21 protein-coding genes are annotated in these 25981 nt (G+C 62.8%); 9 read left to right on the top strand and 12 right to left on the bottom strand.

The genetic code is table 11. The features are described 5' to 3' along the window. Positions 1-1401 carry a mannitol dehydrogenase family protein gene (locus FNA46_RS01680; protein ID WP_185969686.1) on the top strand — a complete coding sequence of 467 codons (1401 nt, stop codon included), beginning with the start codon at positions 1-3 and terminating at the stop codon, positions 1399-1401. Positions 1402-1428: 27 nt separating this feature from the next. On the opposite strand, the gene recQ is transcribed toward FNA46_RS01680, so the two are convergent. Next, entirely contained in the window at positions 1429-3291 is a 1863-nt protein-coding gene (gene recQ / locus FNA46_RS01675; protein WP_142880603.1) for a DNA helicase RecQ, read from the bottom strand. Positions 3292-3352: 61 nt separating this feature from the next. Here recQ and FNA46_RS01670 point away from each other — a divergent pair, with 61 nt between their 5' ends. Then, positions 3353-3928: a DUF1349 domain-containing protein gene (locus FNA46_RS01670; RefSeq protein ID WP_142880602.1), complete on the top strand. Its 576-nt coding sequence runs from the start codon at positions 3353-3355 to the stop codon at positions 3926-3928. A 49-nt stretch (positions 3929-3977) separates the two neighbouring features. Here FNA46_RS01670 and FNA46_RS01665 read toward each other — a convergent pair whose 3' ends face one another. From FNA46_RS01665 to FNA46_RS01645, 5 genes are all read right to left on the bottom strand, one after another. Next, positions 3978-4829 carry a dipeptide ABC transporter ATP-binding protein gene (locus FNA46_RS01665; protein WP_142880601.1) on the bottom strand — a complete coding sequence of 284 codons (852 nt, stop codon included), beginning with the start codon at positions 4827-4829 and terminating at the stop codon, positions 3978-3980. Then, complete coding sequence (locus tag FNA46_RS01660; protein WP_142880600.1) at positions 4826-5677, bottom strand: ABC transporter ATP-binding protein; 852 nt, start codon at positions 5675-5677, stop codon at positions 4826-4828. The genes FNA46_RS01665 and FNA46_RS01660 overlap by 4 nt, the downstream gene beginning before the upstream one ends. A gap of 2 nt (positions 5678-5679) precedes the next feature. Further along, positions 5680-6588 carry an ABC transporter permease subunit gene (locus tag FNA46_RS01655; protein WP_142880599.1) on the bottom strand — a complete coding sequence of 303 codons (909 nt, stop codon included), beginning with the start codon at positions 6586-6588 and terminating at the stop codon, positions 5680-5682. Between the two features lie 15 nt (positions 6589-6603). Then, positions 6604-7608: an ABC transporter permease subunit gene (locus FNA46_RS01650; RefSeq protein WP_142880598.1), complete on the bottom strand. Its 1005-nt coding sequence runs from the start codon at positions 7606-7608 to the stop codon at positions 6604-6606. A gap of 162 nt (positions 7609-7770) precedes the next feature. Then, on the bottom strand, positions 7771-9366 hold the full coding sequence (locus tag FNA46_RS01645; protein ID WP_142880597.1) for an ABC transporter substrate-binding protein: 1596 nt from the start codon (positions 9364-9366) through the stop codon (positions 7771-7773). 586 nt (positions 9367-9952) lie between these two features. Between FNA46_RS01645 and FNA46_RS01640 the strand changes: the two genes are divergently transcribed. The 7 genes from FNA46_RS01640 to FNA46_RS01610 all read left to right on the top strand — a co-directional run bounded on the left by FNA46_RS01640 (position 9953) and on the right by FNA46_RS01610 (position 19924). After that, a complete protein-coding gene (locus FNA46_RS01640; RefSeq protein WP_142880596.1) occupies positions 9953-11020 on the top strand; it encodes a LacI family DNA-binding transcriptional regulator in 1068 nt (355 codons plus the stop codon). A gap of 199 nt (positions 11021-11219) precedes the next feature. After that, the gene (locus tag FNA46_RS01635) at positions 11220-12488 is read left to right on the top strand and encodes an ABC transporter substrate-binding protein (RefSeq protein WP_142880595.1); all 1269 of its coding nucleotides are present in this window, start codon (positions 11220-11222) and stop codon (positions 12486-12488) included. A 112-nt stretch (positions 12489-12600) separates the two neighbouring features. Beyond that, positions 12601-13509 (top strand): carbohydrate ABC transporter permease, encoded by a 909-nt coding sequence (locus FNA46_RS01630; protein ID WP_142880594.1) that lies wholly within the window; start codon positions 12601-12603, stop codon positions 13507-13509. Next, the gene (locus FNA46_RS01625) at positions 13506-14327 is read left to right on the top strand and encodes a carbohydrate ABC transporter permease (RefSeq protein WP_142880593.1); all 822 of its coding nucleotides are present in this window, start codon (positions 13506-13508) and stop codon (positions 14325-14327) included. The genes FNA46_RS01630 and FNA46_RS01625 overlap by 4 nt, the downstream gene beginning before the upstream one ends. Before the next feature lie 10 nt (positions 14328-14337). Further along, complete coding sequence (locus FNA46_RS01620; RefSeq protein WP_142880592.1) at positions 14338-16581, top strand: glycoside hydrolase family 2 protein; 2244 nt, start codon at positions 14338-14340, stop codon at positions 16579-16581. Between the two features lie 14 nt (positions 16582-16595). Further along, complete coding sequence (locus FNA46_RS01615) at positions 16596-17675, top strand: ABC transporter ATP-binding protein (protein WP_142880591.1); 1080 nt, start codon at positions 16596-16598, stop codon at positions 17673-17675. Positions 17676-17899: 224 nt separating this feature from the next. Continuing rightward, the gene (locus FNA46_RS01610) at positions 17900-19924 is read left to right on the top strand and encodes a putative bifunctional diguanylate cyclase/phosphodiesterase (RefSeq protein ID WP_246102773.1); all 2025 of its coding nucleotides are present in this window, start codon (positions 17900-17902) and stop codon (positions 19922-19924) included. A gap of 389 nt (positions 19925-20313) precedes the next feature. Here the strand turns inward: FNA46_RS01610 and FNA46_RS01605 are convergent, their stop codons facing one another. From FNA46_RS01605 to FNA46_RS01580, 6 genes are all read right to left on the bottom strand, one after another. After that, on the bottom strand, positions 20314-20460 hold the full coding sequence (locus FNA46_RS01605; RefSeq protein WP_142880589.1) for a DUF1127 domain-containing protein: 147 nt from the start codon (positions 20458-20460) through the stop codon (positions 20314-20316). Positions 20461-20668: 208 nt separating this feature from the next. Beyond that, positions 20669-21328, bottom strand: a complete 660-nt coding sequence (locus FNA46_RS01600; protein WP_142880588.1) for a helix-turn-helix domain-containing protein — start codon at positions 21326-21328, stop codon at positions 20669-20671. Positions 21329-21487: 159 nt separating this feature from the next. Beyond that, positions 21488-22795, bottom strand: coding sequence for a type III glutamate--ammonia ligase (glnT, locus tag FNA46_RS01595; RefSeq protein WP_142880587.1), 1308 nt, complete (start codon positions 22793-22795; stop codon positions 21488-21490). Between the two features lie 82 nt (positions 22796-22877). Then, positions 22878-24206 (bottom strand): FMN-binding glutamate synthase family protein, encoded by a 1329-nt coding sequence (locus FNA46_RS01590; RefSeq protein WP_142880586.1) that lies wholly within the window; start codon positions 24204-24206, stop codon positions 22878-22880. A gap of 14 nt (positions 24207-24220) precedes the next feature. Beyond that, positions 24221-24907: a GltB/FmdC/FwdC-like GXGXG domain-containing protein gene (locus FNA46_RS01585; protein ID WP_142880585.1), complete on the bottom strand. Its 687-nt coding sequence runs from the start codon at positions 24905-24907 to the stop codon at positions 24221-24223. Position 24908: 1 nt separating this feature from the next. Continuing rightward, complete coding sequence (locus tag FNA46_RS01580; protein ID WP_142880584.1) at positions 24909-25814, bottom strand: class II glutamine amidotransferase; 906 nt, start codon at positions 25812-25814, stop codon at positions 24909-24911. Positions 25815-25981: the final 167 nt, after the last annotated feature.

The raw sequence follows: 25981 nt of genomic DNA, 5'->3' as shown, positions 1-25981 counted from the left end.
ATGCAGCCCCTCACCTCCGCCACGCCCCTGCCCGCCGGCGTCCTTTCCCCCGGCTTCGACCGGCAGCGCTTGAAGCCGGGCATCGTGCATCTCGGCTTCGGTGCCTTTCACCGCGCCCATCAGGCCGTCTACACCGATCTCGCGCTTGCCGAGGAATTTGGTGACTGGGGCATCATCGGGGTCAGCCTGCGCTCGCGGCAGGCGGTGGAGGATCTGCGCCGGCAGGACCATCTGTTCACCGTGACGGCGCGCGATGCGAGCGGCCCGCAGATGCGCCTCGTCGGCTGCGTCATCGGCGGTATCTCCGCAGCCGATGAGCGTGACGCGCTGCTTGCCCGCCTCGAAAGCCCCGACATCCGGATCGTGACGCTGACGGTGACGGAAAAGGCTTATGGCCTCGATCCCGTGACCGGCGGCCTTGACCTCACCCATCCTGCCATCGCCGCCGATCTTGCCCATCCGCAGGCACCGATCGGCGCGATCGGCTTTCTGGTCGAGGGATTGGCGCGGCGCCGGGCGGCGGGGCTTGCCCCCTATACCGTTCTCTGCTGTGACAACCTGCCGACCAATGGTCGTGTCGTACGGCGGCTCGTGCTGGAGATGGCGACCCGGCGCGACCCTGCTCTGGCCGATTGGATTGCCGCCGAGGGCGCCTTCCCCAGCACCATGATCGACCGCATCGTGCCGGCCGCCACCGCGGAGACGCTGTCGCGGGCGGCCGAACTGCTGGGCGCCGAGGACCGGCTGGCGCTCGATACCGAACCCTTCCTGCAATGGGTGATCGAGGACCGCTTCGCCTGCGGCCGGCCCGCCTGGGAAAAGGCCGGTGCGCTGTTCGTGGAGACGGTCGAGCCCTATGAGAAGATGAAGCTCCGGCTTCTGAATGGCGCCCATTCGATGCTTGCCTATCTCGGTCAGGTGAAGGGGCTGCCCTTTGTGCGCGACGTGATGGCGGTGCCGGAACATGCCGCGCGGGTCCGTCGCCACATGGCCGCCGCCGCCCGCACACTCGATCCGGTGCCGGGCATCGATCTCGAGGCCTATCAGGCGGAACTGATCACCCGCTTCAGCAACCCGACAATCGCCCACAAGACCAAGCAGATCGCCATGGATGGCAGCCAGAAGATGCCGCAGCGGATCTTTGCCGCCACCGTCGATGCGCTGGCGCAGGGGGATCACGCGCTGGAGTTCGCCGAGGCAACGGCCTTCTGGATCGCCTATATCCGCACCACCGACCTCCTGGAGGATCCGCGGGCGGACGAGCTTCGCGCCGCCGCTCGCCTGTCAGCCGAGACCGGATCCCCGGATGCCTTCTTTGCCTTGCCGGGCCTGTTTCCGGAGGCGCTGGTTCAGAACGCCGCCTGGCGCGCGCGCGTGGCAGAGGCGCTGAAGGCCATCTGACCACCGATCACCGACGGCGCGCAGACATCACGCGTCGTCATGCTCCCGGATCAGGTCGAGAAACGTCTCGCCATAGCGTTCCAGCTTGGAGGGGCCGACCCCGGAAATGCCGAGCATCGCCTCCGGCGTCATCGGCCGTTCCCGGGCAAAAGCAACGAGCGTGGTATCCGGAAAGATCAGATAGGGCGGCACGGCAAGTTCGCGCGCCAGTTCCATGCGGGCGCTGCGCAGCGTCTCGAACAGCGCCATGTCGTCGCCCTCAAGCGCCGAGCGGGCATGGGCGGAACTGGCAGATGCAGTGCGGGCAGCCTTGCCCTTGGTCGGGCGGTCGACGCGGAAGCGCACTTCCCGTTCCCGCTTGAAGACGGCGCGGGCGGTTTCCTCAAGCTTCAATGCGCCGAAGGCCGCGTGGTCGACGCTGATCAACCCGGCTGCCAGCAATTGTCGGAACACCGATTGCCAGGTCTTGGATGCCAGATCCTTGCCGGCGCCGAACACCGGCATGTCCACATGGCCGAAGCGGGTCGTCTTGTCGTTGACGGTGCCGAGCAGCACGTCGATCAGGTGGCCGGTGCCGAAGCGTTCGCCGGTGCGATAGATGGCGGCGAGCGCCTTGATCGCGGCCTCCGTGCCGTCCCAGGTCTCGACCGGTTTCAGGCAGGTATCGCAATTCCCGCAGCGGCCGGCATGCGCTTCGCCGAAATGCGCGAGGATCGCCTGTCGCCGGCAGCCGGGTGTCTCGCAGATGGCAAGCAGCGCATTCAGCTTGGCGCGCTCCACCCGCTTGATGTCGTCGCTCGATCCGCCTTCGTCGATCATCCGTCCGCGCTGGATGACATCGGCCATGCCATAGGCCATCCAGACTTCCGAGGGCAGTCCGTCACGGCCGGCGCGGCCGGTTTCCTGGTAATAGGCCTCCACCGAGCCTGGCAGGTCGAGATGGGCGACATAGCGTACGTTGGGCTTGTCGATGCCCATGCCGAAGGCGACGGTTGCCACGAGGCAGAGATCTTCTTCCTTCAGGAAGGCATCCTGATGCGCGTCGCGCTTCTCCCGCTCCATGCCGGCATGATAGGGCAGCGCCCGGATGCCCTGCTCGTTCAGCCAGTCGGCGGTGTCTTCCACCTTGGCGCGCGACAGGCAGTAGACGATGCCGCTCGATCCCTTGTGGCGCGACAGGAAGCGCAGCAATTGCTGGCGCGGCTGGTCGCGCTCGACGATCTCATAGGTGATGTTCGGCCGGTCGAAGGAGGTGGTGAACACCTCCGCGCCCTGCAGCCCCAGACGCTCGATGATATCCTCGCGGGTGTGCGGATCGGCGGTGGCCGTCAGCGCCACGCGCGGCACGCCGGGATAAAGCGTCGCCAGCTGGCCGAGTTCGCGATATTCCGGCCGGAAATCATGGCCCCATTGCGAAACGCAATGCGCCTCGTCGATGGCAAACAGGGCAATCTTCGTCTGGTCGAGCATCTCGCGGAAGCCCGGCGTCACCGTGCGCTCGGGTGTCACATAGAGCAGGTCGAGTTCCCGGCGATCGAGCGCGCGCCGCACCGCGACGTAATCCTCGCGGGTCAGCGAGGAATTGAGCGCTGCCGCCCGAACCCCGAGCTGTTTCAGCGCCTCCACCTGATCGCGCATCAGCGCAATCAGCGGCGAGACGACGATGCCGACGCCCTCCCGGCAGAGCGCCGGGATCTGGAAGCAGAGCGATTTGCCGGCTCCCGTCGGAAACAGCACCACGGCATCGCGACCGGCCGTCACTGTGGCCACCACCTCCGCCTGCCGCCCGCGAAAGGCCGTATAGCCATAGACCTCGCGTAGCACTGCGAGCGGATGCCGGCCGCCTTCGGTCTCGAAAAGACGGTCGGTATGGGGCATGGATCGAGGCATGGCTTCGCTTTCTTGACTAGTCAGTGTTTATCTACAGGGCAAACAGCAAGGGAGGAAAGAGATGTTTGATGCCTGCGAATGGCTGAACGCACCGCGACGGTGGTCGCTGACGGAAAAGGGTCTGCAGGTCACGACCGATGCGAAGAGCGATTTCTGGCAGAAGACCTATTACGGTTTTGCGCGCGACAGCGGGCATTTCTTCGGTCTCGCCCGCACCGGCGGCTTCACGGCCCAGATGCGGATCCGGGCGCGTTATGACCAGCTCTACGATCAGGCCGGCCTGATGGTGCGCATGGACGAGAACCACTGGCTGAAGGCGGGCATCGAGTTTTCCGATGGCGTGGCCTGCCTCGGCAGCGTCCTGACGCTCGGCCAGTCCGACTGGGCGACAGGCCCCTATGCCGGCGATCCGTCCGACCTTTATCTGCGGGTGACGGTCGATGCGGGCTGGCTGCGGCTGCAATATTCCGCCGATGGACACCACTGGCCGCTGATGCGGCTCTCGCCTTTTCCGGTGGCCGAAACCTATCGGGTCGGTCCGATGTGCTGCACGCCGGAGCGAGAGGGTCTCGAGGTTCTGTTTTCCGATTTCACGGTCACCGCGCCGTCCGGCAAGGACCTGCACGATCTCACCTGAGTGAGGGAGAAGCCGGCGGCAAAGGCCGCCGGCTTGCGAAAGGCATCGATCAGGCAATGGCCTTCTTGCGCGCGATGCGGGCGCGGATCGACTCCACGTCCGCCCTCGGCGTTGCGGCAAACAGGGTGCGTGTATAGGCGTGGCTGGGTGCCTCGAACACCGCGTCGCGGGTGCCATATTCCACCGCCTCGCCATAATACATCACCATCACCTCGTCGGCGATGTATTTGACCACCGAGAGGTCGTGACTGATGAAGACATAGGTCAGGCCGAATTCTTCCTGCAGGTCGGCGAGCAGGTTCAGCACCTGCGCCTGCACCGAAAGGTCCAGCGCCGACACCGGCTCGTCCAGCACGAGAAGTTTCGGGTTCAGCATCAGCGCGCGGGCAATCGCGATGCGCTGGCGCTGGCCGCCGGAGAACATGTGCGGATAGCGGTTGTAATGCTCCGGACCAAGGCCGACCTTGACCAGCATCTCGGTCGCCCGCTCGCGCCGTTCGGCCGCCGACATCGTCGTGTTGATCGCCAGCGGTTCCCCCAGCACGTCGCCGATCTTCTGGCGCGGATTGAGCGAGCCATAGGGGTTCTGGAAGACGATCTGCACCTTGCGGCGCATCTCGGCCGAGAGATGCCCGGGGCGGGTATCGACCGGCTTGCCCTCGATCAGCAGTTCGCCGGCCGTCGGCTGGTCGATGAAGGTAAGGATGCGCGCCAGCGTCGACTTGCCGCAACCGCTTTCGCCGACGATGGCAAGCGTCTTTCCGGCGTCGAGCTTGAAGGAAACGCCCTTCACCGCATGCACGACCTTCTCCGGTTTGAAGAGGCCCTGCGGCACGTGGTAGTCCTGCTTGATGTTGCGGATTTCCAGCATGGGAACCGCGTTGTTTTCCGTCGCCGTCATCGTGCGCCTCCGGCCAGTTCGTCTGCCGTCATGAAATCCGAGACCGTGCTCAGCCGCTTGCCGGTGGCATTTTCCGGCAGGGCGGAGAGCAGCGCGCGGGTATAGGCGTTTTTCGGCGCCTCGAAGAGCGAGAGCACATCGGCCTCCTCCATCTTGCGGCCCTTGTACTGCACGATCACGCGGTCGGCGGTTTCGGCCACCACGCCCATGTCGTGGGTGATCATGATCAGACCCATGCCGTGCTCGGCCTGCAGCGACATCAGAAGGTCGAGGATCTGCTTCTGGATCGTCACGTCGAGCGCGGTGGTCGGCTCGTCGGCGATCAGCAGTTTCGGATTGCAGGCAATCGCGATTGCGATCATCACGCGCTGGCACTGGCCGCCCGACATCTGGTGCGGGAAGTGGTTGAGCCGCTCTGCCGGGTTCGGCAGGCCGACCTGGGTGAAGAGTTCGATGGCGCGCGCGCGGCGTTCTTGTCTCCCCATCCCCATGTGGATGCGCAGCACTTCCTCGATCTGGAAGCCGACGGTGAAGCAGGGATTGAGGCTGGCGATCGGCTCCTGGAAGATCATCGCCATGTCCTTGCCGATCAGCTTGCGCCGTTCGCCATCGGAGAGCGCCCGGATGTCGCGCCCCTGGAAGAGCATGCGGTCCGCGGTGATCTTCGCGGTCCAGGGCAGAAGACCCATGACGGCGAGCATGGAGACCGATTTGCCGGAGCCGCTTTCGCCGACGATGGCCAGCACTTCGCCCTCGTCGACCGAGAGCGATACGCCGTCCACGGCCTTGAACCAGCCGGTCGCGGTTTCGAATTCGACGGTGAGGTTTTGAATGTCGAGAAGCGCCATGATCAGGACCTCTTCATTTTCGGATCGAGCGCATCGCGCAGGCCGTCGCCCATCAGGTTGATGGCGAGAACGGTGATCAGGATGGCAAGGCCGGGGAAGGTGACGACCCACCAGGCCCGCAGGATGAATTCGCGCGCTTCGGCGAGCATCGTGCCCCATTCCGGTGCCGGCGGTTGCGCGCCCATGCCGAGGAAGCCGAGCGCTGCCGCATCCAGGATGGCGTTCGAGAAGGAAAGCGTGGCCTGCACGATCAGCGGTGCCGTGCAGTTCGGCAGGATGGTGCGGAACATCAGGCGGAACGGACCCGCGCCGGAAATGCGGGCGGCAGTCACGTAGTCACGGGTCTTCTCGGCCATCACGGCGGCGCGCGTCAGACGCACGAAATGCGGCTGCAGCGTCAGCGCGATGGCGATCATGCCGTTCGTCAGGCTGGGGCCGAGGATGGCGACCAGAACGAGGGCAAGCAGCAGCGAGGGAAAGGCGAGGATGATATCCATCAGGCGCATGATGACGGTATCGACCCAGCCGCGGTAATAGCCGGCGATCAGGCCGACCAGGATGCCGCCGGTCAGCGACAGCGTCGTCACGAAAAGACCGATGAACAGCGAATACTGCGCGCCGTAGATGAGGCGCGAGAGGATATCGCGGCCCACCGCATCGGTGCCGAGCAGATAGCTGGCATTGCCCTTCTCCACCCAGACCGGCGGCACGAGGACGGCGTCGCGATATTGTTCGAACGGCGAATGCGGGGCGATGAAGGGCGCGAAGACCGCGACGATCACCAGCGCGATGAAGACGAAGAGACCGATCACCGCGCCGCGGTTTTCGGAGAAATAGAACCAGAATTCCGCGAGCATCTGGCGGCGAAGGGCCGCGCTGCTCACGGGCTGGGCCTTGGTCGTGTCTGCCATGGGATTTCTTCCTTCTTAGTGGCGGATGCGCGGGTTGATGAGGCCGTAGAGCACGTCCACGATCAGGTTCACCACCATGATGATGCCGGCGATCAGAAGCAGGCCGCCCTGGATGACGGGATAATCGCGGCGGAACACGCTATCCACCATCCACTTGCCGATGCCCGGCCAGGAGAAGATGGTTTCGGTCAGGATGGCGCCGGCGAGCATCACGCCGATCTGCAGGCCGATCGTGGTGATGACCGGGATCATGGCGTTGCGCAGCGCATGCAGGCTGACGACGCGGAACGGCGAAAGGCCCTTGGCGCGCGCCGTGCGGATATAATCCTCCGACAGCACTTCCAGCATGGCCGAACGCGTCTGGCGGGCGATCACCGCAAGGGGAATGGTGGCCAGCACGATCGAGGGGAGGATCAGGTGGCTGACGGCAGAGGCGAAGGCCCCCTTCTGGCCGGACAGCAGCGAATCGATCAGCATGAAGCCGGTGACCGGCTTGAAGAAATACATCAGCGAAATGCGGCCGGAGACCGGGGTCCATTGCAGGATGCCGGAAAACAGGATGATCAGCAGCAGGCCCCACCAGAAGATCGGCATGGAATAGCCGACAAGCGCAATGCCCATCATCGACTGGTCGATGGCCGAGCCGCGCTTGATGGCGGCGATCACGCCGGCGGGAATGCCGATCGCGATAGCGATCAGAATGGCGCAGAATGAAAGTTCAACGGTCGCGGGAAACAGCGCCATGAACTGCTTGAGGATCGGCGTCTTGGAGACGATGGACGAGCCGAAATTCCCCTGCAGCACGCCGCCGAGATAATCGAGATACTGGATGACCATCGGCCGGTCGAGGCCGAGCTGGGCGCTGATCTGCGCGTGGCGCTCCGGCGACATGACGCGTTCGCCGGACAACAGCGCGACCGGATCGCCCGGCAGCAGCCGGATGAAGGCGAAGGCGATGATCGACACCCCGATGAAGGTCGGGATCAGCACGGCGAGGCGCCGCAAAAGGAAGCCAAACATGGATGGACCTGTTCTTTTTTCTGAGAGCTGGGTCTGGCCGGCCGGCATATCGCCAGCCTTTGTCCAGCCCCGGACCGCGCGCCTTTCCCTGAGCGCCGATCCTTGCGGAAAAGCCGCGGAATGTCGCCATTCCGCGGCCCGTCTTTGTCCGGTAAAACCGGATTACTCGGTGATGTCGACGTTTTCGAAGGTGAAGTCGCCGAGCGGGCTCTGGGTGAAGCCGGTTACGCCCTTGCGCATCGGAACGACCGAGAGCGAGTGATCGAGCGTGGCCCAGGGGGCTTCGCGCTTGAAGACGACCTGTGCTTCTTCGTAGAGCTTGGTGCGTTCGGCCTGGTCGGAGGTGACCTTGGCCTTCTTCACGAGCGCGTCGAACTCCTTGTTGCACCACTGCGCGCGGTTGTTGCCGCCGACGGCATCGCAGCCGAGCAGGGTGTCGAGGAAGTTGTCCGGGTCGCCGTTGTCGCCGGTCCAGCCGAGCATGGCGGCACCGTCACGGTCTTTGGCCTTCGAACGCTGCAGGTATTCCGCCCATTCGTAGGACACGATCTCGACCTTCACGCCGATCTTGGCGAAATCATCCTGGATGATTTCGGCGGCGCGGCGCGCGTTCAGCATGTAGGGACGCGACACCGGCATCGCCCAGACCTTCATCGACAGGTCCTTCACGCCGGCATCCGCCAGCATCTTCTTGGCCGCGTCGAGGTCGTAGCTGTCGTCCTGGACCTTGTCGTTATAGGACCACATGGTCGGCGGGATCGGGTTCTTGGCGGGCTTCGCCATGCCCTGGAACACGGCGTCGACGATGGCCTTCTTGTTGATGGCCTTGTTCAGCGCCTTGCGCACTTCCGGCTTGTCGAACGGAGCCTGGGTCGTGTTGTAGGCGAGGTAGGCGATGTTGAGGCCTTCCTGCTCCATGACCTTCAGGTTCGGATCGGCCTTCATCGACTGGACGTCGGCAGCGTTCGGATACGGCATCAGGTGGCATTCGCCGGCCTTCAGCTTCTGGTAGCGAACGGCGGCATCCGTGGTGATGGCGAAGACGAGATCATCGATCTTCGGTGCCTTGCCCCAGTAGTCGGCATTCTTCTGGTAGCGGATCACCGCGTCCTGCTGGTAGCCGACAAAGGTGAACGGACCGGTACCGACCGGCATCTGGTTCAGCTGTTCCTTCTTGCCGGCCTTGTCCAGGCTGTCGGCATATTCCTTCGACATGATCGAGGCGAACGGCATCGCGATGTTGGCGAGGAAGGGAGCTTCCGGACGGTTCAGCACGAACTTCACCGTCAGGTCATCGACCTTTTCCACCGACTTGATCAGCTCCGGGAAGCCCATGCCGGCGGCATATTCCCAGGACGTGCCGGGCACGTACTGGTTCCACGGGTTGTTCTTGTTGATCTGGCGGTCGATCGAGAAGACGACGTCGTCGGCGGTCAGCGTGCGGGTCGGCTTGAAGAAGTCGGTCGTCTGGAACTTCACGCCCTTGCGCAGCTTGAAGACATATTCCTTGCCGTCCGGCGACACGGTCCAGCTTTCGGCGAGCGCCGCAACCGGCTTCGTCGTGCCCGGTTCGAATTCGAGCAGGCGGTTATAGACCGGGTGCGCCGAGGCGTCGAAGGTCGTGCCGGCGGTGTAGAGGCCGGGATCGAAGCCTTCCGGAGAGCCTTCGGAGCAGAAGACGAAGGTCTTGGCGCTCGCGGCGGTGGACAGGAAGGATGCTGCCAGCAGGGCGGCAGCGAAACCGAGTTTGTATTTCATGAAGTTGTCTCCCATCGGCCGTGGGGTACAACCCGCCCGGACCGTTTATGTGGATATTGATAGCGCGCAGCGTTCGGTGTTCTTGTTGTTTCCCTGGGTGCTGGCTCACCAAATGACTTCTTTTCAGCCATGTCTGCGTTCGAAAACCGCTCCAGGCGGACCTCCCGTTCGCTGACAGGCTTTTCTCATACGATTAGACGAGCCTTGTAAAGACGGCATGGCAGGTTCCCGCCGGCGAATAGTATTATTTTTTTGGGTACTTTCCAGATCGGAAAAAATTTGACGCTTCGAGGAAATAAAATTTCGTACTTTTCCGCGCTGCAGCAAAAACATCCTGTCCTTGATCTGCAATTGGAAATGGAAGCATGATCTCGATGCGGCTGCCGGAGGCAGGCTTTCGGGAGCGCTTCGCGTCAACCGCCTTGCGCGATGCCGGGTCCGCGGCTCTTTCCGTCCGATATCGAAATCTCCCCCCTTCTTTCAAAGCCCTCTTCCGTGGTGCCATCCTCATGCGCTATGGGAACAGCTTGGGAAAAATTTACTAAACGCGCTGCTGCCTGCCGCGTGTAGCCTGCCGGACAAGATCATGGTGACGATCAAGGAGATTGCGAAGGCTGCGGGCGTCTCGCCCGCCACGGTATCGCGCGTGTTGAACTACGATCCCTCGCTCTCCATCTCCGCAGCCAAGCGCCAGGCGGTGATCGAGACCGCGGAAGCGCTGAACTACGATACGCCGCGCAACCGCAATCGCACGCAGGCCGGGCCGCTGCAGCTGCCGAACCGCGTTCTTGCGATTCCCCGCGTGGCGATCGTCCATTTTCTCGAACCGGCCGAGGAACTGGCCGATCCCTATTACATCGGCGTGCGCCTTGGCATCGAGAACCGTTGCCGCGAGCTGCGCATCGAGCCCGTGAAGGTCTTCCACTCGCAGACGCTGGCCGCCGATGCGCTGCTGCAGAGCGTGTCGGGAGTGATTGCCGTCGGACGTCATTCGAGCTCGGAGATCGACTGGCTGACCCAGCATTGCGGGCATCTGGTATTTGCCGATTTCGTGCCGCGCCTCGCCGAGATCGACCATGTCTGCTGCGATCTCGGCCTTGCCACCCGCAAGATCCTAGACGGATTGTTTGCTGCCGGCTATCGGCGCATCGCCTTCATCGGCGCGCATGATCCCGTGAGTGCCGACGGGCGGCGCTTCGGCGAGCGGCGATGCAGCGCCTATATTGCCTGGCAGCGTGAGCATGGCCTGTTCGACGCCCGCCTGATGGCGCTTGCCGATCATGGCGACCACGGCCAGAACCTGAAACTGGAAGCGGGCTACGAACAGGCGAAAGTGGTGCTTGCCCAGCCGGAGCGGCCGGATGCGCTGATCACCGCCAACGATAACATGGCAATTGGCGCCTATCGCGCCATCCAGGAGGCGGGGCTTTCGATCCCCGGCGATATTGCCGTTGCGTCCTACAACGATATTCCGGTGGCTCAGTTTCTGAGCCCGCCGCTGTCGACCATGCGCATCCTCAGCGAAGCCATCGGCGAGACGGCGGTCGATCTGTTGATCGAGCGCATCCAGGGGCGCAGCTATCCCAAGCATGTTGTCATTCCTGCCGAAATGATCTGGCGCGACAGTTCTCGCGCGCCCTCGCAGCCGGTCTGACCGGCGCTTTCTGTTGCCTTGGTTCCTGCCTTTGGCAGCCTCTGATGCGGTGCTTCACAGGCGCCGCCGGCATCGCCGTATGCCTTCGCATCTGCAAAAAATATTTAGTAAAAGTTTTCTTGCGTCTGCTCACCTTTTGCGATTAGGTCTCGTGTGACGGGCGAAAATTCCGTCGCTGGGAGTTTTCTGGGAGGGAAACATGGACAATCTGACTTGGCGCGGCCTTGGCCTGCGCGCGGCGCTGGCATGCGCCGGCCTGATGGCGGCGGCACCGGCCTTTGCCGCGGAAATCACCATCTGGTGCTGGGATCCGAACTTCAACGTCGCCATCATGCGCGAGGCCGGCCAGCGCTATACGAAGACGCATCCGGATGTCACCTTCAACGTGGTGGATTTCGCCAAGGCGGATGTGGAGCAGAAGCTGCAGACGGCGCTGGCCTCCGGCACCACGAGCGCACTGCCGGATATCGTCCTGATCGAGGATTACGGCGCACAGAAATATCTGCAATCCTTCCCCGGCGCCTTCGCGCCGATGAGCGGCAAGGTCGATTACAAGGGCTTTGCGCCCTACAAGGTCGAGCTGATGACCGTGGACGGCAAGGTCTACGGCATGCCCTTCGATTCCGGCGTGACCGGCCTTTTCTACCGCCGCGACTATCTGGAACAGGCCGGCTTCAAGCCGCAGGACCTGCAGGACATCACCTGGGATCGCTACATCGAGATCGGCAAGGCCGTCGAGGCCAAGACCGGCAAGAAGATGACGACGCAGGAACTGAACAATGGCGGCATGACGCGCATCATCATGCAGTCGGGCAATGGCTGGTACTTCGACAAGAAGGGCAAGCTCGCCGTCAACGACAATGCCGCGCTGAAGGGTGCGCTCGAAACGCAGGCCAAGATGATCAAGGCCGGCCTCATCAAGCCGGCGACCGGCTGGAACGATTATGTGAAGGCCTTCACCTCCGGTGACGTTGCCTCCGTGGTCACCGGCGTCTGGATCACCGGCACCATCAAGGCGCAGGCCGATCAGGCCGGCAAGTGGGGCATCGCGCCGATCCCGAAGCTTGACATCCCGGGCGCCGTCCATGCCTCCAACCTCGGCGGCTCCAGCTGGTATGTGCTGGCAAGCTCCAAGCAGAAGGAGAAGGCGATCGACTTCCTCAACGAGGTCTATGCCAAGGATCTCGATTTCTACCAGAAGATCCTGACCGAGCGCGGCGCCGTTGGCTCGCTGATGGCGGCCCGCACCGGTGCGGCCTATCAGCAGGCGGATGCCTTCTTCGGCGGCGACAAGGTCTGGCAGAACTTCTCCGACTGGCTCGGCAAGGTGCCGGCCGTCAACTACGGCATCTTCACCAACGAGCTGGACACCGCCGTGACCGCCAACCTCCCCGCGCTGGTCGACGGCAAGCCGGTGGATGCCGTGCTGAAGGCGATCAACGACCAGGCAGAACTGCAGATCCAGTAAGCAAGATCCGGCGGCCTCCGTGCCGCCGGCTCCTCCCGGGACATGCGGCGCGCGCGCCGCCTGTCCCGGCCGAAGGGCAAAGATCCGGCAGGGGCGGTGACAGGACGTTTCGATGGCAATGACAGGATCCGGGACACGAGCCGGCGGCTTGAGGCGGTATTATGACGTGAACGGGTGGCTGTTCGTCGCCCCCGCCCTCCTCCTCATCGGCACGCTGATGCTCTATCCGATCGTCAGTTCGCTGATGCTCTCGGTCTATTCCGGCCGTGGCATGATGATGCGCTTCGTCGGTGCCGGCAATCTGGTGCGGCTCTACAGCGATCCCGTCTTCTGGACGGCGCTGTCGAACACCATCGTCTTCTTCGTCATCCAGGTGCCGATCATGATCGTGCTGGCGCTCGTCATGGCCAATGCGCTGAATGATCCGCGCCTCAGGTTTTCCGGCCTGTTCCGCACGGCGATCTTCCTGCCCTGCATCACCTCGCTGGTGGCCTATTCCATCCTGTTCAAGAGCATGTTTTCCGTCGATGGCATCGTCAACCGCACCATGATGGCGATCGGCGTGATGGACCAGCCGATCAGCTGGCTGACCGACCCGTTCTGGGCCAAGGTTCTGGTGATCATCGCGATCACCTGGCGCTGGACCGGCTACAACATGATCTTCTATCTGGCGTCGTTGCAGAACCTGGACCGTTCCGTGGACGAGGCGGCCCGGATTGATGGCGTGCCCGCCTGGGGGCGTTTCTTCTTCCTCACGGTGCCGATGCTGAAGCCGGTGATCCTGTTCACCACCATCACCTCCACCATCGGCACGCTGCAGCTGTTCGACGAGGTCTACAGCCTGACCGAAGGGACCGGCGGCCCCTCGAATGCAACGCTGACGCTGTCGCTCTACATTTACAATCTCACCTTCCGCTTCATGCCGAATTTCGGCTACGCGGCCACCCTGTCCTATGTGATCGTGGTGCTGGTGGCGCTTCTCTCCTTCCTGCAGTTCTATGCCGTGAGGGAGCGTCGATGAGCCCGCGTCTTCTCCGCCGCGCCGGCAGTGCCCTGCGCTATCTGCTGCTGTCGCTGGCGGCCTTCCTGTCGGTCTTTCCGTTCTTCTGGATGGCGATCGGGGCGACCAACACCACGGCCGACATCAACAAGGGCAAGGTGAGCCTCGGCTCCGCGCTGTCTGCCAATATCGCCTCCTTCGTCGCGGCCGTCGACGTGCCGCTGATTCTCTGGAACTCGGTGAAGATTGCCGTATTCGGCACGGCGCTGACGCTGCTGGTCTCGTCGCTGGCCGGCTACGGCTTCGAGATGTTCCGCTCGAAGCTGCGCGAGCGCATCTATGCGGTTGTGCTTCTGACGCTGATGGTGCCGTTTGCAGCGCTGATGATTCCGCTGTTCATGATGATGGCGTCAAGCGGCCTGATCGATACCCATATCGCGATCATCCTGCCATCGATCGCTTCCGCCTTCATCATCTTCTATTTCCGTCAGGCGTCGAAGGCTTTCCCACGCGAACTGCGGGACGCCGCCAAGATCGATGGCCTCAGGGAATGGCAGATTTTTCTGTTCATCTACGTGCCGGTGATGCGCTCCACCTATGCGGCAGCCTTCGTCATCGTCTTCATGATGAACTGGAACAACTATCTGTGGCCGCTGATCGTGCTGCAGTCGAACGAAACCAAGACGATCACGCTGGTCGTCGCCTCGCTCGCCTCCGCCTATTATCCCGATTACGGCACGGTGATGATCGGCACCATTCTCGCCACCCTTCCCACCCTTTTTGTGTTCTTCGCCATGCAGCGCCAGTTCGTTCAGGGCATGCTTGGCTCGGTGAAATAGGAATATCCTCATGCGCATGACCACGCTTTTCAACGACAACTGGATTTTCAGCCACGGTTTCGAGCCGGCCGCCCGCACTGCCCTTCTGGCGGGCGAGGCGATCCGCCTGCCGCACAATGCGGTCGACCTGCCTTTCAACTATTTCGACGAAACCATCTACCAGCGGCCCTTCACCTATCAGAAGATCCTCGCCTGGCAGCCGGAGTTCGAGGGCCGCGAGGTTTCCGTGGTCTTCGATGGCGCGATGGCCAATGCCGAAGTGTTCGTCAACGGCGAGTCCGTCGTGGCGCACAAGGATGGCTACACACCTTTCGAGGCGCGCCTGACCGGCCGGCTGCAACCGGGCGACAACCTGATTACCGTGAAGATCGACGGCAGTGAAAACCCGGAAATCCCGCCCTTCGGCGGGCGGATCGATTACCTCACCTATGCCGGCATCTATCGCGATGCCTGGCTGAAGGTCACGACGCCGGTGTCGATCGGCGCCATCAAGGTCGAGACGCAGGAGGTGCTGAGCGAGAAAAAGGGCGTGACCGTCCGCGTCGATCTCGCTCATCCGGCCGGCACGGCGCTCTCCGGCACGCTGCATGTCGCACTGAAGGATGGTGCGCGCCTCATCGCCGAGGCCTCGGCTCCGGTCGAAGGCGCGCGCCAGACCGTTGCCTTCGCCGGGCTGGAAGGGCTTTCGCTGTGGGAGCCTGAAAACCCGCAGCTCTACACGGCCGAGGTCCGGCTGGAAACGGAGCAGGGCATCGACACCCTGACCGCCACCTTCGGTTTCCGCACGGCGGAATTTACCGTCGATGGCTTCAAGCTGAACGGCAAGCCGCTGAAGATCCGCGGCCTCAACCGCCATCAGGCCTGGCCCTATTCCGGCTATGCCATGGGCCGCCGCGCGCAGGAGCGCGATGCGGAGATCCTGAAGAACGACCTGAAGTGCAATCTGGTGCGCACCTCGCATTATCCACAGTCGCCGTGGTTCCTCGATCATTGCGACCGCATCGGTCTCCTGGTGTTCGAGGAAATTCCGGGCTGGCAGCATATCGGCGGCGAGGCCTGGAAGGCCGAAGCCGTGCGCAATGTCGAGCGGATGATCACCCGCGACTGGAACCACCCCTCGATCATTCTCTGGGGTGTGCGCATCAATGAATCGCAGGACAGCCACGATTTTTACGTGGAGACCAACCGCGTGGCGCGCGAGACGGATCCGACGCGCCAGACCGGCGGCGTGCGCTTCATCACGGAAAGCGAATTCCTCGAAGACGTCTACACGATGAACGACTTCTATCTCGGCAGCGAGGAGATGCCGGGCGCCAACCATTCCCGCACGCCGCTGCGCGACCAGCAGGTCTGCACCGGACTGCCGACCAAGGTTCCCTACATCGTGACCGAGTTCAACGGCCACATGTATCCCACCAAGCGGCATGACCAGGAACAGCGCCAGGCCGAGCATGTGACGCGCCATCTGCAGGTGCTGAACGCCATGTATGGCGATCGCTCGATTTCCGGTGCCATCGGCTGGTGCGCCTTCGACTACAATACCCACAAGGATTTCGGCTCCGGCGACCGCATCTGCCATCACGGCGTTATGGACATGTTCCGCGAGCCGAAATTCGCTGCCTTCGCCTATGCCAGCCAGTGCGAGCCGGAAGACGGCGTTATCCTGAAGCCTGTGACGTTCTGGGCACGCGGCGAGCGCAACATCGGCGGCATCATGCCTCTGATTGTGCTGACCAACTGCGATGAGGTGGAATTCGTCTATGGCCCGAACATCCGCAAACGGGTCGGTCCGGATCGCGAAACCTATCCGCATCTGCCGCATCCGCCCGTCATCATCGACCGTCGCCATTTCTCAGCGCAGGAACTGGGCAGTTGGGGCATGGCCTGGGAAGGCGGCGAGATCACCGGTTACCTGAACGGCGAACCCGTCGCTTCGGTGAAATTCGCCGGCGGCGCGGTTCCCGCCACCCTTGACGTGAAGGCAGACGAGCATAGCCTTCCCGCCGCCACCAAGGATCAGGTGCGCGTCCTCGTTCGGGCGCTCGACCAGATGGGCAATCTCCTGCCCTTCCTGGATGAGCCCGTGACGGTGAGCGTGACGGGGCCCGCAAAGATCCTCGGGCCCGCCACGCTGGTTCTGACCGGCGGGGCTTCCGGCTTCTGGCTGGAATCGACCGGCGGCGCGGGCGAGATTGTGGTGACGGTAACCTCGCCGCGCTTTGCCTCGCAGGTTATTCACCTGACGGCCGCGTGAGGGAGAGACGCACCATGGCCGAGCTGTCGCTGAAGGGCATTCGCAAGACCTACGGCTCGCTCGAGGTGATCAAGGGGATCGACCTCGAGATCGAGCCGGGGGAATTCACCGTCTTCGTCGGCCCCTCCGGCTGCGGAAAGTCGACGCTGCTGCGGATGATTGCCGGTCTGGAGGATATCTCTGCCGGCGATCTGACCATCGGCGGCGCGCGGATGAACGAGGTCGATCCCTCCCGGCGCGGCATTGCCATGGTCTTCCAGTCCTATGCGCTCTATCCACACCTGACGGTGCGGCAGAACATGGGCTTTGCCCTGCGTTTCGCGGGCGTTCCAAAGTCCGAAATCGACCGGCAGGTGATGGAGGCGGCGCGCATTCTGGAACTGGAACCGCTTCTGGAGCGCAAGCCCGGCCAGCTCTCCGGCGGCCAGCGGCAGCGCGTCGCCATCGGCCGCGCCATCGTGCGCCATCCGAAGGTCTTCCTGTTCGACGAGCCGCTTTCCAACCTCGACGCCGAACTGCGCGTCCATATGCGCTTCGAGATCGCCAAGCTGCACAAGAAGCTCGGCACCACGATGATCTATGTGACGCATGACCAGGTGGAGGCGATGACGCTGGCCGACAAGATCGTCGTGCTGCGTGCCGGCGTGATCGAGCAGGCCGGCACGCCGCGCGATCTCTATGCCGATCCGGACAACCAGTTCGTCGCAGGTTTTATCGGTTCGCCCCGGATGAATTTCCTGCCGGCGGAAATCGTTACGCAGGGCGCTCAGTTTGCATTGCGGCTGCAGGGAATGGAGGCATTGTTTCCCCTGCCGGCGCTGAGCGCCTCTCTTTCTGCTGGTCAGCGCGTCACCGCCGGACTGCGTCCCGAGGCCTTCCACCGCGACGGCGACACGACGGTGTCGCTTGCGGTTGAGATGCTGGAATATCTGGGGGGCGAGACGCTGGTGCATGGGCGTATCGCCCCGACAGGCGACATCATCACGGCCAAGGCAGATGCGAAAGACATGCTGGCCGGGCAGGAACGGGTTCGCGTCGCCTTCAACGCGGCAGATATCCTGCTGTTTGACGCAGACGGCGCCCGTATCCGCTGACAGGCGTCAGCGAACCCTTACCCGCCTGCATCCACATAAAATTTAGAATGTTATGGAATAGCTGCCGATGCCACCTCTGGCCTATTGCGGGCTACGTCCTTATTGGTCACAAAATGCGTCATCGGGCTTGCTGACTGTAAACGTGGATGCGTGCCTGTGGTATAAGTTGAAATCCTGCTTCGCGCAGGACGGGAGACACGGCCGGAAGGATTGCGCAGGGCTTGGTGACACGGGGGAACCAGACGAACGGCTTTACCGCCACGTCCATTGATGAATGGGTGGACGCGCATCTTCTTCGACTGGCATTCCGCAACAATCTGGCCAACATCAGCGTCAATCTGGCTGCAGCCATCGGTCTCTTCCTGATTGTCATGCCGTCTGCAGACAAGGGTTTCGGTTTCAGTGCCAGCTGGCTTTCCGCGATCCTTGTCCTGTCCGCCCTGCGCTATGTCCATTCTCTCTGGGTCATGCGGCGTCTGCGTGAGGAGCCGCTTCTTTTCGGGGACCCGCAGCAGTTCTATCTGGCCGGCTATGCCGCGGGCCTTCTGACGGCGGTTGCCCTGTGGGGCGCGATGACCGGTGTTGCGATCAGCAGCAATGTCGACGAGATCCGCTATGCCGTGCTGGTCATCATTTCAGCGCTGGCTGCGGGTGCGACGGGCATTCTGGCGCCGCAACTGGTCATCGGCCGCATCTATATCGCGGCCATGCTGCTTCAGGGGTCGGCCGCACTCACGTTCAGCACCGCCCCGAATTACCTGCTGGCCATCCTGGGCGCGATCTTTGCAGTGGTGATGCTGATTGCCCACCGCAACAACCATCAGGTTCTGCGCCAGAGTTTCGAGCTGCAGTATCGCAACAACGAACTGGTGGCGCGGCTGGAAACCGAGCGCAATCTTCTGGAGGATCTCAACGCCACGCTGGAGACGCGCGTGCGCGAACGCACGGTCGAGCTGAAACAGCTTGCCGAGCAGGATCCACTGACCGGCGTGCTGAACCGCAATGGCCTGATGCGCTGGTGCGATGATGCCGAGACGATGGCGACCAGCGACGTCGATCCGGATCTGGTGGCGATCTTCATCGATCTGGACCGCTTCAAGCAGATCAATGATGGTTTGGGCCATACCATCGGCGATAAGGTGCTGGTCGAGATTGCCAGACGGCTGCAGGTGTCGCTTGGGGATAACGGGGCGCTCGGGCGCTGGGGCGGCGACGAGTTCGTGGCGATTGCCACCGCACCGCCCGGCCATCCGCTCGACTGGGCAAGCGAGCTTGCAAGCCGCATGCGTTATGCCGTGGAAGAGCCCATTCATGTGGCGGGCCGCCAGCTGCAGATCGGCTTCAGTGCAGGTGTGGCTGTCACGGCCAAGGGACGCATCAGCATCAGCGACGCCATCCACTATGCCGATCTTGCAGCCGGCGACGCCAAACGCAAGGGGCGCGGCCTGACGCAGGTCTACAAGGAAAAGCTGCTGGCCGAGCAGGAGCGGAACTTCGCGATCTGCCAGGCGCTGAAGACGGCCATTGCGCAGAATGAACTCTCCGTGCTGTTCCAGCCTGTGGTGGCGGCTGAGTCGCATGCGGTCGTCTCCTACGAGGCGTTGCTGCGCTGGAACAGCCGTGACTATGGCCCGATCAGCCCCGACGAGTTCATTCCGATTGCCGAGGATACCGGGGAGATCGTGCCGCTTGGCAATTTCGTGCTCGACGCAGCCCTCGGGCAGTTGGTCCGCAGCGGCTATCACGACAATCCACTCAAAATGGCCGTCAATGTCTCGCTGCGGCAGCTGATTGCGCCGGGCTTTCTCGAAGCCGTACGCAGCAGCCTCGCTCGACACGATGTCCGACCCGGCGATCTCGTTCTGGAAGTCACCGAGTCGATCTTCGACACGCGCCAGCAGCCGATCATCAGCTTCGTGCTGCATCAACTGGATTCCTACGGCGTCGAAATCCATATCGACGACTTCGGTACGGGTTATTCGTCGCTCTCGCGTCTGCACGAATTGCCCATCCATGCCCTCAAGATCGATCGCTCCTTTGTCCATGCGCTTGATACGCATGGCAAGGCGATCATCGAGGGAACGGCGCTGATTGCCCGAAAGCTCGGTATACACATCATCGCGGAAGGGGTGGAAACGCCACTTCAGGCGCGGCAGTTGGAAGAGCTGGGGATCGAATACCTGCAGGGCTACCTGTTCGGCCGGCCAAGTCCGAAGCTCATGGAAAGCCATCGCATCCAGAGCGCCTGAACGGCTCTTTTCTTCCCATGGAAAGATCTCAAAACGAAAAAGCCTGCCGCGGGAGGAGGTGCGGCAGGCTTTCCGAAAAGAACCGAACAGCGACTGGGAGGAGGAGTGTCGCTGTTCCCCGGGCGTCCCATGGGAGGAGGAGGAGTGGGTTGCCCGGACCCGAAGCGCTTCGGGAGGAGGAGTGTCGCGCTTCGTTGAAAGGAGTAATATCCCCGATCGCGCTGCTTTCCTAGGCGTAATGCTGCAGTGCAGCTATGCGTCAGGCGCAAGTCTGCTTCACTGTGTCCCGAAGCGGTACAGCGCGAGCGCCGGATGGCCCTTGGGAAACGCAAAACGCCCGCACGGGATGCGCGGGCGTCGGGCGAATGTGCGAAATGAGATGGCGCAGATCAGAAGGCGACCGAAGCGCGGGCGACACGTTGGATATCGCTGCGGGCGATGCCGAGATCGTTGAGTTCGCGGTTCGACATGCGGCCAAGTTCGGTTACGGTCTGGCGATACTTGCGCCAATTGTTCAGGGTGCGTGCTACGTTCATGATGATCCCCTTTCCTGAGGTTCGATTGACGTCAGCAACTCGTTTGGTTCCGGCGTCGTTTGATGTCCCTGATATAAACCTTTCCTGTGCCCAAAACAGACACGATCCCTCATGACACCCATGCGCAAGCTGCAACCCTTGAGACATTCCTGTCTCAATCTGCATCGCGATGCAGCAGATGCTGCCCTGTACGGGTGAGTGGAGAGGATCAGCCCTGCTGGGGATAGGAGATGATCGAGAGGTAACGCGCGGGAAGCTTCACCAGCACTTCCGGTCCATGCGGGGCATCGGCATCGAAGAACAGGCTGTCGCCAGGCTCCATGCGGTAGAGGCTCTCGCCGTGTCGGTACACGACTTCCCCCTCCAGCATGTAGAGGAATTCCATCCCGGCGTGCTGGAAGGTGGGGAAGATGTCGGATTCGGCATTCAGCGTGATGAGATAGGGTTCCACCGTGACCCCGGCCGTGTTGTTCTCCACATAGCCCAGCAGACTGTAGTGATGGCCGGCGCGGGTGCCGCGTCGCTCCAGGTGAACCCCCTCGCCCGCCTTGACGAAACTTGCGCTCTTCGGCTCCTCGAAGCCGCGGAAAAAGGCTGTGATCGGCACGCCGAGAGAGCGGGAAAGCGCCTGCAGGGTGGTGAGCGACGGTGAGATATTGCCGTTCTCGATCTTGGACAGCATGCCGGCCGACATGCCGGTGGCTGCCGCAAGATCCGACACCGTGATGCCCAGCGTCTTGCGATAGCTGCGGACCTCGTGACCGATGGCCATCTCCAGCGTATTGGCACGCGGCTCGCGCACGGCGTGCGGATCCTGCGCCAATGCGGCTGTCGCGGCAAGACCGCCGCCCTTCATGCGCTTGGCCATGCGTTTCCTTCCCCCCGAGTGTACGCCTTACGAACCTGCCCTGCTGGCACGAGCATCTTCAGAAGGCACATTCTTAAGCATGGTGCACATGCAAAGTGCAAGTCACGGTCCGATCAGACGTGATTGGGAGTGTGCGCGACCTGTGTTGGTGAGGGCTGTCTACACATCCAGCGTGTTCTCATGCTCCCAGCGGCTGAAATGGGCGCAATAGCGGCTCCATTCCTCCTGCTTGAGCCTGAGATAGGCCGCACACAGATCCCGTCCGAGAGCTGCCTGCAACGCGGTATCCGCCTCGAGCGCCCGCAGTGCATCGAGAAGGTTGAGTGGCAGGCGCGGTGCATCCGTGACCAGATGTCCGTCGCGATACATGTCGATGTCGTGGTGCGGGCCCGGATCGGCCGCACTCTCGAGGCCGCCGAGACCGGCCGCGATGATCACCGCCTGCAGGAGATACGGATTGACCGCGCCATCCGGCAGCCGCAACTCGAAGCGACCCGGGCCCGGCACGCGCACCATGTGGGTGCGGTTGTTGCCGGTCCACGTCACGGTGTTGGGAGACCAGGTGGCGCCCGAAAGCGTGCGCGGCGCATTGATGCGCTTGTAGGAGTTGACGGTGGGATTGGTGATGGCGGCCATGGCGGTGGCATGGCGCATGATGCCGCCAAGGAAGGTCTTGCCCTTGGCCGACAGGCCGAACGGCATGGCGGGGTCGGCAAAGGCATTGTCCCGGCCCTGGGCATCCCAGACCGATACATGGCAATGGCAGCCATTGCCCGTCAGTCCCTGAAAGGGCTTGGGCATGAAGGTGGCGCGCAGGCCATGCTTTTCCGCGACCGATTTCACCATGAATTTGAAGAAGGAATGCCTGTCGGCCGTCTTCAGCGCATCGTCGAATTCCCAGTTCATTTCGAACTGGCCGTTGGCGTCCTCGTGGTCGTTCTGGTACGGCTTCCAGCCGAGTTCGAGCATGTAGTCGCAGATCTCGGCGATCACGTCATAGCGGCGCATCAGCGCCTGCTGGTCGTAGCAGGGTTTTTCCGCCCGGTCGAAGCCATCGGAGATCCGGTCACCGTCTGCAGCAATCAGGAAGAACTCGGCCTCCACGCCGGTCTTGACGCTGAGGCCCAGCGCGGCCGCCTTCTTGACCTGGTTCTTCAGTGCCACGCGCGGTGCCTGTTCCACAGATCTTTCGTCCATCACGCAATCGGCGGCAACCCAGGCAACGTCACGCTTCCATGGCAGCTGGATGACGGAGGCAGGATCGGGCAGTGCAAAGAGATCCGGGTGGGCCGGCGTCATGTCGAGCCAGGTGGCGAAGCCCGCAAAGCCTGCACCGTCCCGTTGCATGTCGGCGATGGCCGCGCGCGGCACCAGCTTGGCGCGCTGGGCGCCGAACAGGTCCGTATAGCTGATCATGAAATAGCGAATGCCGCGCTCGGCGGCGAAATCTGCAAGATGCTGTGTCACGTCGTTCCCCTGTTTTTATGGATTGAGACACAATCAGCGATGAAAAAGGCCGCCTTCCCGAAGAAAAGGCGGCCGGCAGTTTTCAGAAGCCTCCCTTGCCCGGATACCAGTCGGTGCCGGCAAGCGGTACCTTCGCCATGGCGGCGGCCTCCATCGTCAGCGCACAGAGGTCTTCCGGCTCCAGATTGTGCAGCCTGTTCTTGCCGCAGGCGCGGGCAATGGTCTGCGCCTCGAGTGTCATGACCTTGAGATAGTTGGCGAGGCGCCGACCGGCGACGACTGGATCGAGCCGTGCGGCAAGCTCGGGGTCCTGCGTCGTGATGCCGGCCGGGTCCCTGCCTTCGTGCCAGTCGTCATAGGCACCGGCGGTGGTGCCGAGCGCGCGGTACTCTTCCTCCCATTTCGGGTCGTTGTCGCCGATGGCAACCAGCGCCGCCGTGCCGATCGAGACCGCATCGGCGCCCAGTGCAAGCGCCTTCGCCACATCGGCGCCGGAGCGGATGCCGCCGGAGATGATCAACTGCACTTTGCGGTGCAGGCCGAGATCCTGCAGGGCCTGCACGGCGGGGCGGATGCAGGCGAGCGTGGGCATTCCGACATGCTCGATGAAGACATCCTGAGTTGCGGCTGTGCCGCCCTGCACGCCGTCCAGCACCACCACATCAGCCCCGGCCTTCACGGCAAGCGCCGTGTCGTAATAGGGACGCGCTCCCCCAACCTTCACGTAGATCGGCTTTTCCCAGTCGGTGATCTCGCGCAGTTCGAGGATCTTGATTTCCAGATCATCCGGCCCGGTCCAGTCCGGATGGCGGCAGGCGGAGCGCTGGTCGATGCCTTTCGGCAGGGTGCGCATCTCCGCCACCCGGTCGGAAATCTTCTGCCCCAGCAGCATGCCGCCGCCGCCGGGTTTGGCCCCTTGCCCGACGACGATCTCGATGGCATCGGCACGGCGCAGGTCGCGCGGGTTCATGCCGTAGCGGGAGGGAAGGTACTGATAGACCAGCACCTGGGAATGGCCGCGCTCCTCGTCCGTCATGCCGCCATCGCCGGTCGTGGTGGAGGTGCCGGCCAGGGTCGCGCCACGCCCCAGTGCTTCCTTGGCATTGCCGGACAGCGCGCCGAAACTCATGCCGGCAATGGTGATCGGGATCTTCAGCTCGATCGGCTTCCTGGCGAAACGGGTGCCGAGCACCACCGAGGTCTCGCACTTCTCGCGGTAGCCTTCGAGCGGATAGCGGGAAATGGAGGCGCCGAGGAACAGCAGATCGTCGAAATGCGGCACCTTGCGCTTGGTGCCGCCGCCCCTGATGTCGTAGATGCCGGTTGCTGCCGCCCGGCGGATTTCCGCCAGCGTATGGTCATCGAAGGTGGCAGACTTGCGCGGCGGGGTCGGCGGATTGTGATAGCTCATGAACGCCCCTTGCCTCAGTATGCGTCGGCATTGTCGATATGGAAATTGTAGAGTTTGCGGGCGGACCCATAGCGCCTGAACTCTTCCGGCTGCACGCCGGTGACGCCCGCCTTTTCCAGAAGCCTGGCCAGCTTTTCCAGATGCTTCGGCTTCATCGGCTTCTCGATGCAATCGGCGCCGAGGCTTTTCACCGAACCGCGCACGAAAAGCTTTGCCTCATAGAGGGAATCGCCCAATGCCTCGCCGGCATCACCACAGACGACGAGATGGCCTGACTGCCCCATGAAGGCCGACATGTGACCGATCGATCCGTGGACGACGATATCGATGCCTTTCATCGAGATGCCGCAGCGGGAGGCCGCATTGCCCTTGATTACCAGCAGCCCGCCGCGCCCGGTGGCGCCCGCATATTGCGAGGCATCCCCCTCCACGATCACGGTCCCGGACATCATGTTTTCCGCCACCCCCGGCCCGGCCGAGCCATGGACCGTGACGGTTGCGCCGTCGTTCATGCCGGCACAGTAATAGCCGACCGATCCATGCACCTCGACCGAAACCGGACTGTCGATGCCGACCGCGACAGCATGATGCCCGCGCGGGTTCACCACCTCGAAGCGGGTGTCGTTCGTGCCCTGCTCCAGCCCGTGCAGCGCGCTGTTCAATGCCCGGAGTGGCGTTGCGGAGAGATCGAAAACAGGCATGTCAGGCGGCCTTCTCGTGGTCCCAGAAATAGACGGTGGCGGGCTCCGGCTCCCAGACGCGTGCGGCCTCGATGTCCGGAAGGTTGACGAGGGCCCGATATTCGGAGCCGAAGGCGACGTAACGGTCGGTTTCGGCCATCACGGCCGGCTTGCAGGCAATCGGATCGCGCAGCACGCCGAAGCCGGTCCGGGTGCCGACGACGAAGGTGAAGAAGCCGTCGAGATCGTCCAATGCGCCGGTCAGAGCTTCGCCAAGATCCTTGCCGGAGGCCATTTCGGCGGTGAGATAGGCGGCGGCGACCTCGGAATCATTGTCCGTCTCGAAGGTCATGCCGCTCCGCACAAGCTTACGGCGCAGGTTGTTGTGATTGGAGAGCGAGCCGTTGTGGACCAGACACTGATCCGGTCCGGTGGAAAAGGGATGGGCGCCAAGCGTGGTGACCGCACTTTCGGTTGCCATGCGCGTGTGGCCGATGCCGTGCGTACCGCCCATGGCCCGGACGCCGAAGCGGGAAACGACATCGCCCGGCAGCCCCACTTCCTTGAAGATCTCGACACTTTCGCCAGCACCCATGATGCGGATTGACGGCCGAAGCTTCTCCAGCAAGGCGCGGATGTCGCCCCGGCGGTCCGCGGCGATCTCGATCACCGCATGCGTGTTCTTCTCCGTCACCGTGGCGGGCAGGCCGGCTGCGGAAAGCTCTGCTGTCAGATTGGCAAAATCCGCGCCCGGTCTGGCCGATTGCACGGTGATCTTGGCGATTCCCGGCCGAGGCGTGCCGTAAATGGCGATTCCGGCGGAGTCCGGCCCCCGATCCGTCATGGTGATCAGCATGTCCGAGAGAAGATCACCCAGCTGTGGTGTAAGGCTCTTGTCCTTCAGGAACAATCCCACAATGCCGCACATCCGCGTTCTCCCTGATATCGCTGCCTGTATGCGTAGCAGCGTGGCGGACTGAAATCAATCATAGGGAATAAAAGTTGCCTTATAAGAATTATTCGGTGCTTCTGAAAGCCTCCGACGTGGCCGATCTCAGACAGTGTTCGATGGTGCGGCTGGACAGTTGACAGGCC

This window comes from Affinirhizobium straminoryzae, from assembly GCF_007004135.1.
GTDB classification, from domain to species: domain Bacteria; phylum Pseudomonadota; class Alphaproteobacteria; order Rhizobiales; family Rhizobiaceae; genus Neorhizobium; species Neorhizobium straminoryzae.
This window is presented reverse-complemented; position numbering and strand designations above follow the sequence as displayed.

What these genes read in the sequence shown, in the direction of transcription:
- FNA46_RS01680 (WP_185969686.1), top strand. Translation starts at nt 1, where the DNA reads ATGCAGCCCCTCACCTCCGCCACGCCCCTGCCCGCCGGCGTCCTTTCC.
- recQ (WP_142880603.1), bottom strand. Translation starts at nt 3,291, where the DNA reads ATGCCTCGATCCATGCCCCATACCGACCGTCTTTTCGAGACCGAAGGC.
- FNA46_RS01670 (WP_142880602.1), top strand. Translation starts at nt 3,353, where the DNA reads ATGTTTGATGCCTGCGAATGGCTGAACGCACCGCGACGGTGGTCGCTG.
- FNA46_RS01665 (WP_142880601.1), bottom strand. Translation starts at nt 4,829, where the DNA reads ATGACGGCGACGGAAAACAACGCGGTTCCCATGCTGGAAATCCGCAAC.
- FNA46_RS01660 (WP_142880600.1), bottom strand. Translation starts at nt 5,677, where the DNA reads ATGGCGCTTCTCGACATTCAAAACCTCACCGTCGAATTCGAAACCGCG.
- FNA46_RS01655 (WP_142880599.1), bottom strand. Translation starts at nt 6,588, where the DNA reads ATGGCAGACACGACCAAGGCCCAGCCCGTGAGCAGCGCGGCCCTTCGC.
- FNA46_RS01650 (WP_142880598.1), bottom strand. Translation starts at nt 7,608, where the DNA reads ATGTTTGGCTTCCTTTTGCGGCGCCTCGCCGTGCTGATCCCGACCTTC.
- FNA46_RS01645 (WP_142880597.1), bottom strand. Translation starts at nt 9,366, where the DNA reads ATGAAATACAAACTCGGTTTCGCTGCCGCCCTGCTGGCAGCATCCTTC.
- FNA46_RS01640 (WP_142880596.1), top strand. Translation starts at nt 9,953, where the DNA reads ATGGTGACGATCAAGGAGATTGCGAAGGCTGCGGGCGTCTCGCCCGCC.
- FNA46_RS01635 (WP_142880595.1), top strand. Translation starts at nt 11,220, where the DNA reads ATGGACAATCTGACTTGGCGCGGCCTTGGCCTGCGCGCGGCGCTGGCA.
- FNA46_RS01630 (WP_142880594.1), top strand. Translation starts at nt 12,601, where the DNA reads ATGGCAATGACAGGATCCGGGACACGAGCCGGCGGCTTGAGGCGGTAT.
- FNA46_RS01625 (WP_142880593.1), top strand. Translation starts at nt 13,506, where the DNA reads ATGAGCCCGCGTCTTCTCCGCCGCGCCGGCAGTGCCCTGCGCTATCTG.
- FNA46_RS01620 (WP_142880592.1), top strand. Translation starts at nt 14,338, where the DNA reads ATGCGCATGACCACGCTTTTCAACGACAACTGGATTTTCAGCCACGGT.
- FNA46_RS01615 (WP_142880591.1), top strand. Translation starts at nt 16,596, where the DNA reads ATGGCCGAGCTGTCGCTGAAGGGCATTCGCAAGACCTACGGCTCGCTC.
- FNA46_RS01605 (WP_142880589.1), bottom strand. Translation starts at nt 20,460, where the DNA reads ATGAACGTAGCACGCACCCTGAACAATTGGCGCAAGTATCGCCAGACC.
- FNA46_RS01600 (WP_142880588.1), bottom strand. Translation starts at nt 21,328, where the DNA reads ATGGCCAAGCGCATGAAGGGCGGCGGTCTTGCCGCGACAGCCGCATTG.
- FNA46_RS01590 (WP_142880586.1), bottom strand. Translation starts at nt 24,206, where the DNA reads ATGAGCTATCACAATCCGCCGACCCCGCCGCGCAAGTCTGCCACCTTC.
- FNA46_RS01585 (WP_142880585.1), bottom strand. Translation starts at nt 24,907, where the DNA reads ATGCCTGTTTTCGATCTCTCCGCAACGCCACTCCGGGCATTGAACAGC.
- FNA46_RS01580 (WP_142880584.1), bottom strand. Translation starts at nt 25,814, where the DNA reads ATGTGCGGCATTGTGGGATTGTTCCTGAAGGACAAGAGCCTTACACCA.